Source organism: Agrobacterium sp. 22117, assembly GCF_052045735.1.
Lineage (GTDB): Bacteria > Pseudomonadota > Alphaproteobacteria > Rhizobiales > Rhizobiaceae > Agrobacterium > Agrobacterium cavarae.
The window spans coordinates 407,947-421,909 of sequence record NZ_JBQEPP010000003.1 but is presented as its reverse complement, the minus strand read 5'-3'; the positions used below and the strand labels follow the sequence as shown (position 1 = coordinate 421,909).

Genomic DNA, 13,963 nt, shown 5'->3' with positions numbered 1-13,963 from the left:
ATTCCAACATCATAATGCCGTAGATTATTATTTCTCGGCAAGCGACGTTTTTGAGGAAAAGCAACCGTAGGGACCAAGCGGCCACACCGTCTCTAAAGGATGGTATTTTCTATCAAAATTCTATATTTCTCCGTGGTTTCTGGCTGTAATCAGCCATGAACCTGACTGCCACAGAATAAGGGTGCATATCTTGACAGAGCAATCTTTGGCCTCCCGCCTTCTCGACGTGATCGAACATGACATTTTGCCACTCACGAGCCGCGGTGTTGCGCTGGGAAACAAGGTGTTCGGAGCGGCCATTCTGCGCAAGTCCGATCTGTCGCTGGTGGTCGCCGAAACCAATAATGAGCTCGAGAATCCTTTGTGGCACGGCGAGGTTCACACCCTGAAACGTTTCTACGAACTGGGCGAAAAGCCGGACACGAAAGACCTGATCTTCCTTTCCACACATGAACCCTGCACCATGTGCATGTCGGCGATCACCTGGGCGGGCTTCGACAATTTCTACTCCTTCTTCAGCCATGAAGATTCCCGCGACGCTTTCGCCATTCCGCACGATCTGAAGATTCTGAAGGAAGTCTTCGGTCTGGAGCCTGGCGGCTATCGGCGCAGCAACGCCTTCTGGCACTCATACTTCATTGCCGATCTGGTAGCAGCGGAGGACGAACCGTTGAAAACGAAGCTGCAGGAGCAGACGGCGCGGATCAAAGCGGTCTATAACAACCTCTCCAACAGCTACCAGTCGGGCAAGTCCGACAACAATATCCCCTTGAACTGACAGTCCGGAAAGCATCGCCATGGAAGCCTCGACAGATATCTCCCGTCTCATCGAGATCATGGAGGCGTTGCGAGCGCCTGAGACAGGATGTCCTTGGGATATCGTCCAGACGTTCGAGACGATCAAACCCTATACGATCGAGGAAGCCTATGAGGTGGCGGATGCGATCGAGCGCAACGACATGGACGATCTTTGCGAAGAGCTTGGAGATCTCCTGCTGCAGGTCGTCTTCCATTCGCGTATCGCCGAGGAGATGGGAGCATTCTCCTTTGGCGATGTCGTCCAAGCCGTGACCTCGAAGATGATCCGCCGTCATCCGCATGTCTTTGCTGTTTCCGACGCCGACACGCCGGAATCGGTGAAGCTGCAATGGGATCAGATCAAGGCTGCCGAGAAGCGGGAGCGGCTAGAAAGACGGGCCTCGCGTGGCGTGAGCAACGATCCGAAGGCAGGTTTTCTGGGCTCGATTCAGCGCAGCCAGCCGGCGCTGACAGAGGCGCTCAAGCTTCAGGAACAGGCGGCGCGCGTGGGTTTCGACTGGTCAGCGGCAGAGCCGATCCTCGACAAGATCGAAGAAGAGATCCGGGAACTGAGACAGGCGCTTGCCGAAGGCAGGTCCGAGAGTATCAGCGATGAGTTGGGCGATCTGATCTTCGCTATGGTCAATATCGGTCGGCATGTCAAAGTCGACGCCGAAAACGCACTGCGCGGCACCAACACCAAATTTCGCCGCCGGTTTCGTCACATTGAAACCTCGCTTGCCGACTCCGGGGAAACGCTTGAGGCAGCAAGCCTAGAGCGAATGGAGGAGTTGTGGCAGGCGGCGAAAGCGATCGAGCGACAGCTCGGATGAACGTCACACTGATGCTTCAGGTGTCGTTGTTTCTCCGCATAAACTGCTCATTGACGAAGTCTTCGGCGCGATAGAGCGTCAAACGGTTACGGCCGGCGGCTTTTGATGCGTAGAGCGCCATGTCTGCCTTCTTGAGAAGCGACATTGCGGTGCTCGTCTTCTCATCGCCCACCGCGATGCCCATGCTTAAAGTCGCCGTCACGGTTTGATCGTCCATCACGTGCGTGATCGAGCTTACGACCTTCTGGAGCGAATCAGCAAAGGCCAGCGCCTCTTCCTTGCCAATATCCGGCTGATAAAGGATGAACTCTTCGCCGCCAAAGCGGGCAAAGCTGTCCACCGGACGGATGCGGGTGAAGAGTTCTCTTGCCACACGCGCGAGGATCTCATCGCCGGCGAGATGGCCGAACGTATCATTGATCCGCTTGAAATGGTCGATGTCGATCATCACGATCGCATCGCCATAGCGAACGGTCTCTGGAAGCCGCGAACGGAAGGAGTGCCGGTTCGGCACGCCCGTCAGAACATCGAGCCCGACCAAGCCTCTCAACCGCTCTTCGGTGCGTTCCTTGACGAGCGCCATGACGAAGAACGCAATGGCGAAATGGCAAATGATGGAGGCGAAAAATGCGTTTCTTGCGATGTTCATCGCTTTCAGAGGAAAGGCGATCCCGACCGCTACGAGCAGTGTAAGAACAGCGGCGATGAGGATCGATATCGCCAGGGGCTTTCTGACGGGGAGCGGCTCTGTAAGGTTGTCGGCGCGAACCGTAAGTGCAGAGGCGAAAAGCAAGGCTGCGGCCGTAGTCTGGAACGCGATCGTTCTGCTATGTGGCAAATCGTACAGGCCTGCGGCGATTATCAACAGGCAGATGACGACCGGCAGAGCCAGAACCAGCCATTCACGATTTCTCTTCCTCTGCCTGCTGATGCGGCACATGCCAATCCAGAAGACGGCGTATCCGACAAGGCCCGCAAGCATCCCCGCCATTGCGAAAACATAAGCGCGCGCCTGCACAAGCGATCCAGCTCCAACAAGGATCGACGCCAGCGCAACAAGAAAGAAGCCCACCGCCAAAAGGCCAAGACCGACGCTTTCGCGGGATTGAGAGCGAACGTAGATGAAGCAAAGGCCGGCAACGACAAAGGAAAGCTTGTGGAGAATGAGGACAGTTGGAAGATCTAATTCCGGCAACATCAATATCCGCTCACATCATATTCGCCACGCGATTATCAGCTAATGGACATTCCCAACCTTAAGGCCTCGCAAGAGGCGACCGTGACTGAGGACATAGTTGATATGCGATGCTGCTATCGATTCTAAAACGTGCCGCGATCCTTCATGTTCACGTCCACGCTTCAAGTTGTTGTTTCGCCCTGCTCCCCCATCGCATAGTGGCGTCACACTTTATGGGACCGGTTTCGGCGAGATATCGCCGTCACCGTTCCCAGTCTTCCGACTGCGTCTTGGCACCGAGACCGAGCTTCCGCTCAAGGGCTGCCCCCTGCTCTCCCGAAAGCCGAATGTCGAGCGCAACCGAACCGTCTTCGCGGTCTTCGCGGCCATCGACGATGGCATTGTCGTAAACCCATGAGAGCAGCTGCAGCTGATCGACGCTCAACACGATTGTGGTTTCCGTCAGGACGCCCGACAGACGAACAGAAACATCGTCCATCAGCGCATCGACACCCTCGCCTGTCAGTGCGGAGACAGCACGGACATTCGCCCTTCCCTCTGCCTTCTGCATGATGGCGTCATGTGCTTCCGGCTCGAGCCGGTCCACCTTGTTCCAGACCTCGATGATCCGTTCCTCGGCAACCTTTTCGTCAATGCCAAGATCGCCAAGAATGCGCATGACATCGCCCGCCTGTGCGGCATTGTCGGGATCCGACATATCGCGCACATGCAAAACGAGATCGGCTTCGAGGACCTCTTCCAGCGTTGCGCGGAAGGCGGCGACCAGGTGGGTCGGCAGATCGGAGATGAAACCGACCGTGTCCGAGAGGATAACGGTGCGCCCATGCGGCAGCTTCATACGGCGAAGCGTGGGATCGAGCGTGGCAAACAGCATGTCTTCTGCCAGAACGCCCGCGCCAGTGATGCGGTTGAACAGCGTCGATTTACCGGCGTTGGTGTAGCCAACCAGCGCTACGATCGGATGAGGCACCTTACGGCGTTTGGCGCGGTGCAGTTGGCGGGTCCGCACCACCTGCTCCAACTCGCGCTCGAGACGCACGATACGGTCTTGGAGAAGACGTCTATCCGCTTCGATCTGCGTTTCACCCGGACCACCCATGAAGCCCGCACCACCGCGCTGACGCTCAAGGTGGGTCCAGCTTCTGACGAGGCGGCCCTTCTGGTAATTGAGATGGGCAAGATCGACCTGCAGTGTGCCTTCCTTTGTGGAGGCGCGGCGTCCGAAGATCTCAAGGATAAGACCGGTCCGGTCGATGACCTTGGAGTTCCACTGCTTTTCGAGATTGCGTTGCTGAACCGGCGTCAAAGGGTGATCGACGATCACGAGACCCGCATCCGTTTCATCGAGCAGATGACCGATTTCTTCGATCTTACCGGTGCCGAACAGGGTCGCTGGACGCGGCTGGCTGACGGGGACGATCAGGCCTTGTGTGACGGTGAGGTCAATGGCGAGAGCCAGACCTTTGGCTTCTTCGAGCTTTGCCTCCATCGACCGCAGAGGTGCTGTCGCCGTCGCCTCGCGATGGTCACGCTGCTGCTTCAACTGCGGGACGAGGACGACGGCGCGCATGTCGTCGCGCCGCTTTTCGAGCTCGGGAATGATGGATTCGTTCGACGTATCGCGTGTAGAAATGTGCTGGCCCTTTCAATTGCTGGTGCCAGTTTAAAATATAGGCAGCTACACGACAAAAACAACGGAGCTCGATCGTGAGTTCCGTTGTCGATCGCTGCAGGACCGGGAGATTGGGTCCGTCTCAGAAGCGGTGAATCAGGCCGCGCCTTCTTCGGTCTCGAACATCTGCATGGGCTGGCCGGGCATGATGGTGGAGATCGCGTGCTTGTAGACGAGCTGCGAATGTCCATCGCGGCGCAGGAGCACGCAGAAGTTGTCGAAAGACGTGACGACACCGGTCAGCTTGACACCGTTGATGAGGAAAATCGTCAACGAAATCTTTTGCTTACGAACGGTGTTGAGAAAGAGATCCTGTAGGTTTTGAGAACGTTCCGCCATGGCGCCGCTTCTTTCTTTTTTGCCCGGATGGGAGACCGGGAAATCAAACTATCAATAATGCAATCCCGCTGGCCGTGCCCCCTGCCAATGGGTGAAACTCTGGTATCAAATCACGCTCTGTTCCGCAATGTCGAAAAACTCATGCTACTTTTTGCCGGCCTCCCGACATAGTGCGCTTGTCGATAAATTAGAAATATTGCAACGACACCCTGAAAAGTTGTTCTACATCGCGCACGGAGTCCGCCGAGGCGAAGAGAATGACCCGGTCCTTCGCCTTGATCTTCATGCTACCATCCGGGCGCAAAACGGTCTTGTCGCGATAGACTGCGCCGATGCGGATCCCCTCGGGAAGATCGATCTCGCGAAGCGCTTGCCCGACGAGCGGGGAGGTTTCCAGCGCTTCCGCCTCGATGATTTCGCCATTGCCGCGCTGTACCGCATAGACGGAGCGAATGCGGCCCTTGCGTACATGCTGCAACACGCGTGAAATCGTCACGGCCCGCGGGTTGATATAGGCGTCCAGTGCCAGTGACTTCGCCGCATCGTGGAAGGACGTAGCATTCAGCAAAGCGAGGTTCGACTTGCAGCCCATCTGCTTTGCCATCACCGCGCCCAGAATATTGGTCTGGTCGTTGTTGGTCAGCGTCACAATCAGGTCGGCGTCCTGGATGTCGGCCTGATGAAGGATTTTCTGGTCGAGAACCGACCCGTGCAGCACGATCGTTGAATTCAAATTCTCCGAGGCCGCGATCGCTTTGTCGCGATCGAATTCGATGATCTTGACCCGGGTCTTCGGCTGCAATTCCTCGATGGAACGCGCGACATACTGGCCGATATTGCCACCACCGGCGATCACGATCCGGCTCGCCTCTTTCTCCACGTGACCGAAGAGCCCAAGCGTGCGGCGAGCGTGCTGGCGTTGACATATGACATAGGCGAGGTCGCCGGTGCGCAATTGTTCTGAGGAATCGACCGACTTCAGGTGGCCGTTGCGGAAAACACCGACCACAGTCGCCACCAGATCGGGAAAGAGCTGGCTCAACTGCTGCAGCGGCGTATTGACGACCGGGCAGTCCTCCATGCATTCGATTGCCAGCATCGAGACATTGTCATCGGCAAAGCGCACCACATCGGTGGCGCCCGGGAAAGCAATGCGACGAAGCACCATCTTGCCGACTTCGATCTCTGGAGAGATCGTCACATCGATCGACATGTTCTCGCGGCTGAACAGGTCACCATATTCGGGCGCCAGGTAGCTTTGATCGCGGATCCGGGCGATCTTGGTCGGCACGCTGAACAAGGCATGCGCCACTTCACAGGCGACGATGTTGATCTCGTCATAGAGCGTGACGGCAATGATCATGTCGGCCTGATCGGCACCAGCCTTTGCCAGCACGTCCGGGTGCGAGCCGTGGCCGACATAGCCGCGCACGTCGAGCGTTTCGGTGATCGCCGAAATCAGGGCTGCTGAGGTATCGATCACCGAAACCTCGTTGTCTTCGCGCGACAGTTGTTCGGCGATGCCGTAACCCACCTGCCCCGCGCCACAAATGATAACCCTCATGCGCCCTCTCCGAGCCTATTTCTAAACCCTGCCGAGCGCATGCCCATCAGACGCCGAGAGATTTGAGCTTGCGGTGGAGCGCGGAGCGTTCCATGCCGACGAATTCAGCCGTGCGGGAGATATTGCCGCCAAAGCGGTTGATCTGTGCCACGAGGTAATCGCGCTCGAACATTTCGCGCGCCTCGCGAAGCGGAAGCGTCATGATGTGTTGATCGCCCTGTGCGGCAATCTTCGGCAGCATGTCGCCAATATCGGAGGGCAGCATGTCGGCGGTAATAGACGTGTCGCCGCCTTCCGGACGGGTCAGGATCATCAAGCGTTCGATATTGTTGCGAAGCTGGCGGATGTTGCCCGGCCAATCATGCGTCTGCAGGACGGCCATGGCGTCATCGCCGATCTTGCGCGGACGAATGCCAGCCTGTTCCGAAATCTGGCGGATGAACATGTCCACCAGGAAGGGGATATCCTCTCGGCGCTCGGAGAGTGCCGGAACCTTGACCGGGACAACGGCCAGACGGTGGTAGAGATCCTCGCGAAAAAGCCCCTCGGAAATCAGGTTCTCAAGATTGAGCGCCGTGGAGGAGATGATGCGGACATCGACCTTCACCCGCTTGCCGCCGCCCACACGCTCGAACTGCTGGTCGACGAGCACGCGCAGGATCTTGTTCTGCGTCTCGCGCGGCATTTCGCCGACCTCATCGAGATAGAGGACGCCGCGATGCGCCTCTTCCAGTGCACCAACCTTGCGTGGCTGCCCCGGTAGCCCCTCGGTGCCGAAAAGCGCGATCTCCATGCGTTCCGGTGTAATCGTGGCCGCATTCAGCGCAACAAAAGGCCCAGTAGCGCGCGACGACTTCTTGTGGATCATGCGCGCCACAAGCTCCTTGCCGGAGCCGGAGGGGCCAAGGATCATGATGCGGCTATTGGTTGGTGCTACGCGGTCGATCGTCTGACGAAGCTGTGAAACGGCGAGAGACGCGCCGATGAGTTCGACAGCGTCGCCAGTCCGCTTCTTCAACTCCTGAACCTCGCGCTTCAGCTTGGAGTTTTCCAGCGCACGTTCGGCAATCAGGATAAGACGGTCAGCCTTGAACGGCTTTTCGATGAAGTCGAAGGCGCCGCGTTTGATGGCGTTGACCGCTGTCTCGATGTTGCCGTGACCGGATATCATCACGACCGGCAAGTCAGGGTGACGGTTCTTGATTTCATCGAGAAGCGCCAGACCATCCAACTTGCTTCCCTGCATCCAGATATCGAGAAAGATCAGCCGCGGCACGCGCTCCGAGATGGCAGCCAACGCGCTGTCGCTGTCATGCGCCATGCGCGTCTCGTGACCCTCATCAGACAGAATGCCCGCAACGATCTCACGGATGTCGGCCTCGTCGTCGACGACCAGAATATCAGATGCCATATGCAACTTCCTTGTCAGTTTCGCTGCCAACCACTTCGACACGCGGGAGCAGCACCCTGATCATGGCACCGTGGCCATGATCGAAATCGGCGGGCGCATCATGCAATTCGAGATGACCGCCGTGTTCTTCAATGATCTTCTTGACGATGGCGAGACCAAGCCCAGTGCCCTTATCGCGCATCGTCATGTAGGGCTCGAGGATGCGGTGACGGTTTTCGACCGGCAGACCTCTGCCATTGTCGATGACATCCACCACGAACCGGTTGTTCGATTCGTCAAAATCCGCACGGACCAGGATACGGCCCTCGCGACCCTCTGCAGGATCGACCGATTCGATTGCCTCGGTGGCATTCTTGATAAGGTTGCCGAATGCCTGGCCGAGCATGCGGGCATCGAACATGCCTTCCAGCGGCTTATCGCCGAGCTCGGTTTTGAAGCTCACATGGCTTGCACCCATCTCCCTGAGGAAGGTGGCATCTTTGAGGACGGTGCGCAGATCGGAGCGTTCCTTGGTCGGCTTCGGCATGCGGGCGAAGGCGGAAAACTCATCCACCATACGGCCAATATCGCCGACCTGCCGAACGATCGTGTCGGTACACTGATCGAAAACCGCGCGATCGCTGTCATCGATCTGCTTGCCGAAGCGGCGCTTGAGGCGCTCTGCCGAGAGCTGGATCGGGGTCAACGGGTTCTTGATTTCATGTGCAATACGTCGTGCCACGTCCGACCAAGCGGTGGAGCGCTGGGCAATGACAAGATCGGTGATATCGTCGAGCGTGATGACATGGGACTCGCGGCCATCGCGGGCATCCTCGCGCGTGACCTGAACGCTCAAGGTGCGCTCCTTGCCGCGGCGCATAATGTTGATCTGCTGACGAAAATCTGCGCGACCGGATGCCGACGCTTCCGCCAGCACATGCTCGATCTCGGGTGCTGCGACAGAGAGCGGCGCACCGACAAGATCGGAAGACGGAAGAGCAAGAAACTCTTCTGCCGACGGATTTACGATGGTGATCACCCGGTTCTCATCGACGCCGATGACAGCGGCCGTGACACCTGAGAGCACCGCTTCGATAAAGCGACGGCGATCATCGATATCGTCCTTCGCCTCGATGATCTCTTCCTGCTGGCTGCGGATTTCGGAAATCATCTTGTTGAAGGTTCGCGACAGGCGACCGACGTCGCCGTCGATGGCGCGCACCGGTACCAGCACATGCAGGTTGCCGGTTGCCACACTGTCAGCGGCGCTGATCAGCAAACGGATCGGGCGAACGATACGGTCGGCGACCGCGATCGCCGTCCAGATTGCGGCGAGAAGCACAATCAGCGCGAAGCCGAGATAGAGAATGGCAAAGGCAATCTGAAGCGGCGCACGGCCGGATTCCATTGCCTTGTATTCTGCGCGGTTCTCCTCCATCAGCCGCATGGCCGACATGACCTTGGGATCGACGGCGCGCACCGTGTAGAGGAACGTTCCGCCAATCCCCTCAAGCTTGATGATGGCGCCCACAAGGTTGGTCACGCCCGGCGGAATGAGCGTTGGCTGGCCTGCCGCGGCCTTTTCAAGCGCATCTGCCGGGATTGCCGGTAGCGGGCGTTCCGTGGCGATATCGGCCTGCACGACCGCGTCACCATCCGCCTGGACGAGGAAGGCGCCAAGCATGCCACGACCTTTGGCCTGGCGCGTCATCAGATCGACGAAGCCGGTGCGGTCGAGATAGAAGAGCGCGCGGTTGCGGTCGAGGTCGGTCGCCATGGAGAGCGTCTGGCCCTGCAGATAACCGGCATTTTCCAGCATATAGGCCTGGGCGATATTGCTGGAGGAATCAACGATCGCCTGGGTACGCAGTGCGAACCAGCGGTCCAGTCCGACATTCAGCGTCAAACTGGCGAAAATCGCCACAAGCACAGCCGGGGTGATCGCGACGATCGAAAACAGCACGACAATGCGCACATGCAGCCGAGCCGCGGCCCTTCCCTTGCGGCGGGCCTTCAACAGACGGCTGATTTCCCGGCCGATGAGATACATCAGGCCAATGACGAAGATGGAGTTGATGACGACCGAAGCGATGACGACGTTGGAGGTCGGCGCGATCGGCGTCAGCCCGAGGAGCACAATCAGCGTCACGATGGCGCAGATCAACGCTACGCCAGCGAGAACGAGACCTGGCAGCGCAAACGACATGCGGCGGTCGGCAATCAACATGCCCGCCGCTTGCTCGTCGGCTTTTCCTTCGACGACAGGTTTACGCATCGATCATCATTCCCAAGCCGCCATGATAGGCAGAGACGCCACAGCCAAACGTCATTCGTCGCGGATTGCGAATCTATGACGTCACAGTGTTTTTCAAGCAACAGTTTGTGGCGAAAATGCAACGACGATCTTCGTATTGTCAATATCCTCAGGTGGTACGAGAGCTGCGATACACGGAAACGCCGAGTTCGCGGATCTTTTTCCTGAGCGTATTACGATTGAGGCCGAGCAGATCTGCCGCCTTGATCTGATTGCCGCGCGTGGCGGTCAATGCTGCAAGGATCAACGGATACTCCATTTCGTGAAGTACGCGATCATAGAGGCCGGGTGGCGGCAGGTTCTCGCCGAAGCTCGAGAAATACTCCCGCATGTTCTCCTCCACCGCCTGCGAGATCGTCAGGTTGCCGCTGCGAACGGTCGTCCGGTCGATTGGGCTGTCTGGAACATCCGACTGGAGTTCCTGCTCGATGATCTCGCGGGTAATGACTTCCTGTGGATAAAGCGCCATCAGGCGGCGGATCAGGTTCTCAAGTTCGCGGACGTTGCCAGGCCAAGCGTAAGCCTTCATCAACTCCAGCGCCTCACCCTCAAAGCGCTTGCCCTCAAGACCTTCCTTCTCACCCGTCTGGATGAAGTGACGGACAAGATCGGGAATGTCTTCTGCTCGGTCACGAAGCGGTGGCAGGCGCAGTGGAACAACGTTCAAACGATAATAGAGGTCTTCGCGGAAAAGACCCTGATTGATCGACTGCTTCAAATCCTTGTTCGTCGCAGCGACGATGCGGACATCGGTACGGATCGGCGTGCGGCCGCCCACAGTCGTGTATTCGCCCTGCTGCAGGACGCGCAGCAAACGGGTCTGTGCATCCATCGGCATGTCGCCGATTTCGTCAAGGAAAAGCGTGCCGCCTTCTGCCTGTTCGAAACGACCGGTCGAGCGGTTCTGTGCGCCTGTGAAGGCCCCCTTCTCGTGGCCGAAGAGTTCCGATTCGATCAGATCGCGTGGAATGGCGGCCATGTTGATGGCAACGAAGGGACCGTTGCGGCGCTTGCCATAATCATGCAGCGCGCGAGCCACCAGTTCCTTGCCGGTACCGGACTCGCCGGTGATCATCAGCGTCAGGTCGGTTTGCATGAGACGCGCCAACACGCGGTAAATTTCCTGCATTGCAGCGGAACGGCCGACGAGCGGCATGCCATCCTGCATGTCGTCATCGAGCTTGGCAGGCTTGCGCTTCGGCTCCGACAGAGCGCGCCCGATGATGGCAATCAATTCCGTCAGATCGAAGGGCTTGGGCAGGTAGTCGTAAGCGCCCTTTTCCGATGCCTTGATGGCGGTCATGAAGGTGTTTTGCGCGCTCATCACGAGAACTGGAAGCTCGGGACGAGCCTTCTTGATGCGCGGCAGAAGATCGAAGGCGTTCTCATCCGGCATGACTACATCGGTGATGACAAGGTCACCCTCCCCCGCCGAGACCCAGCGCCACAGCGTTGCGGCATTGGACGTGATGCGCACATCGTAACCGGCGCGGCTCAGCGCCTGGTTCAGAACGGTGCGGATAGCCGCATCATCATCGGCCACGAGAATCGTTGCTGTCATGGATTGGACCCTGTGTTCGGTATAATGCTGTCGTCCGGTGCAACTTCAGGCGAAACCGGCATCAGGACGCGAAATGTTGTGCGATGGTTCTGGCTGTCGCACTCAACGATGCCGCCATGCGCGCCGATCAGCTTCGCCACCAGCGCCAGCCCCAGGCCGGAACCATTGGTCTTGGTGGTAATGAAGGGATCGAAGAGATGCGGCAGAAGATCGGATGGCACACCCGGGCCATTATCGTGGACGCAGAATTCGAGCGGCAGAGAGATGCGCTCTCGGCTGCCCGCCACCGAAAGGCGAATGCCCGGACGATAGGCTGTGGTCAGAATAATCTCGCCGTCCGTCTGGTTACCGACTGCTTCGGCCGCGTTCTTCACCAGATTGAGAAAGACCTGCACCAGCTGATCGCGGTTGGCATAGACCGGCGGCAGGGACGGATCGTAATTTTCGGTGATCTTGATGTTGCGGGCAAAACCGGCCTTGGCAACGGCTTTGACATGGTCGAGAACCGAGTGGATATTGACCGGAAAGCGGTCCACTGGACGCTCGTCGGAAAAAATCTCCATGCGGTCGACCAGAGAAACGATGCGATCGGTTTCGTCGCAGATCAGGCGTGTCAGCGCTCTGTCCTCATCCGGAACCGATGATTCAAGCAGCTGTGCCGCACCTCTAATGCCGGACAGCGGATTTTTGATTTCGTGCGCCAGCATTGACGCAAGGCCCGTGACGGAGCGAGCCGCCGCGCGATGGGTCAGTTGACGGTCGATCTTGTCCGCCATCGACCGTTCCTGGAACACCACGACGACCGAGCCCGGCTCGCTGACAACGGGAGCGACATACAGATCGACGAGCTTGTCTTGGCCAAGGCGTGGGGAGGACAGATCGACACGATACTCATTAACGGGCGCGCGGCGTTCCCGAACCTGATCGATCAGTGCCAAAAGCGGGCTGCCAAAAGGGATGAAGGTGGAAATGCGATAGCGCGCCAGATGAGCGGCACTGGCACCGAAGAAGGCCTCAGCCTCCCAATTAGCGAAAGCAACAAAGCCCTCGGCATCCACCAGAATGACGGGGTTCTGGACGGCGTTCAGAACGGCCATTGCCAAGGCGTTGCCCCCCGACGCAGAGGAATTTCCAGCGCTCATGCGGCCTTCCTTGAAGCATCGTCCTGCGCGCCGCGTTCAAGTGCGCCGCGCAGCACAGCGATGACCTCGTTCGTGTTCTTTGATGTCATGATTTGCACCTTCTCCTCCACCGTGGTTGAGGGAGCGAAGCGATCGAGATACCAGCCGAGATGCTTGCGCGCATGACGCAGGCCTGCCTCCAGACCGTAAAAGTCGAGCATCATCTCGTAATGTTCAACAGCGATATTGGCGATCTCCTGCCGCGCAGGTGCTGCGTGACCGGCAAGAACAGCCGGCAACCAGGGCTGCCCCTGCGCCCCACGTCCCACCATCACCGCATCGGCACCCGAGCGGCGCAATATCTCGGCGACATCGCTTTGCGTTTCCACGTCACCATTAGCGATCAGCGGTATGGAAATGGCGTCGCGGACGGCGCGGATTGCGTTCCAATCTGCCTTGCCTTCGTAAAACTGCATGCGGGTGCGACCGTGGATGGTGATCAGCTTTACACCTGCGGCTTCGGCCCGCGCCGCGATGTCCGGAGCATTCAGGGACTTTTCGTCCCAACCCAGCCGCATCTTCACCGTAACCGGAACATCGACCGCCTTCACGGTGGCTTCGATGAGGGTCAAAGCATGATCGGGATCGCGCATCAGCGCGGAGCCGGAATAGCCGCCAGTCACCTTCTTTGCTGGACACCCCATATTGATGTCGATGATATCGGCGCCGTTATCGGCGGCGATTTTTGCAGCCTCAGCCATCCAGTGGGCTTCGCGTCCGGCAAGCTGAACCATATGCGGCGTCATGCCCGCATTCTTGAGACGAGCCCAGGACTCGCCCTTGTTTGCGACAAGCTCACGGCTTGCGACCATCTCGGTCACGACGAGGCCTGCACCAAAGCGCCAAGCCAGTTGACGGAAAGGAAGATCGGTTACCCCGGACATAGGGGCAAGCACTGCCCGGTTACGAACAGCCACACTACCGATCTGAAATGAGTCTGACAGCGCCGGGAGATGCAATTGGCGATCTTTCATGCAGATAGAAAAGTTGCATTATTTTTAGACAGCGTTTTCGCGCTTGCCAAGCACCCGCGCTGCTTTTTTGCGTGTTTTTTCATGAAACTTCGTTGCGTAAGAGCAAGCCATGTTCAAATGACGAAGCAATAGGCGAGTT

General features: G+C 58.1%; 11 protein-coding genes. 2 read left to right on the top strand and 9 right to left on the bottom strand.

Annotation, left to right across the window (positions count from 1 at the left end; all coding sequences use genetic code 11):
- The first annotated feature begins 190 nt into the window (after positions 1-190).
- On the top strand, positions 191-778 hold the full coding sequence (locus tag ACTJKV_RS10525) for a deaminase (protein WP_111850677.1): 588 nt from the start codon (positions 191-193) through the stop codon (positions 776-778).
- Positions 779-797: 19 nt separating this feature from the next.
- Positions 798-1,631, top strand: a complete 834-nt coding sequence (gene mazG, locus ACTJKV_RS10520) for a nucleoside triphosphate pyrophosphohydrolase (RefSeq protein ID WP_274102299.1) — start codon at positions 798-800, stop codon at positions 1,629-1,631.
- Positions 1,632-1,647: 16 nt separating this feature from the next.
- Here mazG and ACTJKV_RS10515 read toward each other — a convergent pair whose 3' ends face one another.
- From ACTJKV_RS10515 to dusB, 9 genes are all read right to left on the bottom strand, one after another.
- Positions 1,648-2,829, bottom strand: coding sequence for a GGDEF domain-containing protein (locus ACTJKV_RS10515; RefSeq protein WP_113226133.1), 1,182 nt, complete (start codon positions 2,827-2,829; stop codon positions 1,648-1,650).
- A gap of 241 nt (positions 2,830-3,070) precedes the next feature.
- Positions 3,071-4,399, bottom strand: coding sequence for a GTPase HflX (hflX, locus tag ACTJKV_RS10510; RefSeq protein WP_062425343.1), 1,329 nt, complete (start codon positions 4,397-4,399; stop codon positions 3,071-3,073).
- Between the two features lie 198 nt (positions 4,400-4,597).
- Positions 4,598-4,840, bottom strand: a complete 243-nt coding sequence (gene hfq / locus ACTJKV_RS10505) for an RNA chaperone Hfq (protein ID WP_027673217.1) — start codon at positions 4,838-4,840, stop codon at positions 4,598-4,600.
- Between the two features lie 187 nt (positions 4,841-5,027).
- Complete coding sequence (trkA, locus tag ACTJKV_RS10500) at positions 5,028-6,404, bottom strand: Trk system potassium transporter TrkA (RefSeq protein ID WP_274102297.1); 1,377 nt, start codon at positions 6,402-6,404, stop codon at positions 5,028-5,030.
- A 46-nt stretch (positions 6,405-6,450) separates the two neighbouring features.
- A complete protein-coding gene (gene ntrX, locus ACTJKV_RS10495; RefSeq protein WP_062425345.1) occupies positions 6,451-7,815 on the bottom strand; it encodes a nitrogen assimilation response regulator NtrX in 1,365 nt (454 codons plus the stop codon).
- A complete protein-coding gene (locus ACTJKV_RS10490; RefSeq protein ID WP_274102296.1) occupies positions 7,805-10,069 on the bottom strand; it encodes a sensor histidine kinase NtrY-like in 2,265 nt (754 codons plus the stop codon). Before ACTJKV_RS10490 ends, ntrX begins: the two co-directional genes overlap by 11 nt.
- A gap of 148 nt (positions 10,070-10,217) precedes the next feature.
- Positions 10,218-11,669: a nitrogen regulation protein NR(I) gene (gene ntrC / locus ACTJKV_RS10485; RefSeq protein WP_062425347.1), complete on the bottom strand. Its 1,452-nt coding sequence runs from the start codon at positions 11,667-11,669 to the stop codon at positions 10,218-10,220.
- Positions 11,666-12,811, bottom strand: coding sequence for a two-component system sensor histidine kinase NtrB (locus tag ACTJKV_RS10480; RefSeq protein WP_274102295.1), 1,146 nt, complete (start codon positions 12,809-12,811; stop codon positions 11,666-11,668). Before ACTJKV_RS10480 ends, ntrC begins: the two co-directional genes overlap by 4 nt.
- Complete coding sequence (gene dusB / locus ACTJKV_RS10475) at positions 12,808-13,824, bottom strand: tRNA dihydrouridine synthase DusB (protein WP_274102294.1); 1,017 nt, start codon at positions 13,822-13,824, stop codon at positions 12,808-12,810. Before dusB ends, ACTJKV_RS10480 begins: the two co-directional genes overlap by 4 nt.
- Between the last annotated feature and the right edge of the window lie 139 nt (positions 13,825-13,963).

What these genes read in the sequence shown, in the direction of transcription:
- mazG (WP_274102299.1), top strand. Translation starts at nt 798, where the DNA reads ATGGAAGCCTCGACAGATATCTCCCGTCTCATCGAGATCATGGAGGCG.
- ACTJKV_RS10515 (WP_113226133.1), bottom strand. Translation starts at nt 2,829, where the DNA reads ATGTTGCCGGAATTAGATCTTCCAACTGTCCTCATTCTCCACAAGCTT.
- hflX (WP_062425343.1), bottom strand. Translation starts at nt 4,399, where the DNA reads ATGCGCGCCGTCGTCCTCGTCCCGCAGTTGAAGCAGCAGCGTGACCAT.
- hfq (WP_027673217.1), bottom strand. Translation starts at nt 4,840, where the DNA reads ATGGCGGAACGTTCTCAAAACCTACAGGATCTCTTTCTCAACACCGTT.
- trkA (WP_274102297.1), bottom strand. Translation starts at nt 6,404, where the DNA reads ATGAGGGTTATCATTTGTGGCGCGGGGCAGGTGGGTTACGGCATCGCC.
- ntrX (WP_062425345.1), bottom strand. Translation starts at nt 7,815, where the DNA reads ATGGCATCTGATATTCTGGTCGTCGACGACGAGGCCGACATCCGTGAG.
- ACTJKV_RS10490 (WP_274102296.1), bottom strand. Translation starts at nt 10,069, where the DNA reads ATGCGTAAACCTGTCGTCGAAGGAAAAGCCGACGAGCAAGCGGCGGGC.
- ntrC (WP_062425347.1), bottom strand. Translation starts at nt 11,669, where the DNA reads ATGACAGCAACGATTCTCGTGGCCGATGATGATGCGGCTATCCGCACC.
- ACTJKV_RS10480 (WP_274102295.1), bottom strand. Translation starts at nt 12,811, where the DNA reads ATGAGCGCTGGAAATTCCTCTGCGTCGGGGGGCAACGCCTTGGCAATG.
- dusB (WP_274102294.1), bottom strand. Translation starts at nt 13,824, where the DNA reads ATGAAAGATCGCCAATTGCATCTCCCGGCGCTGTCAGACTCATTTCAG.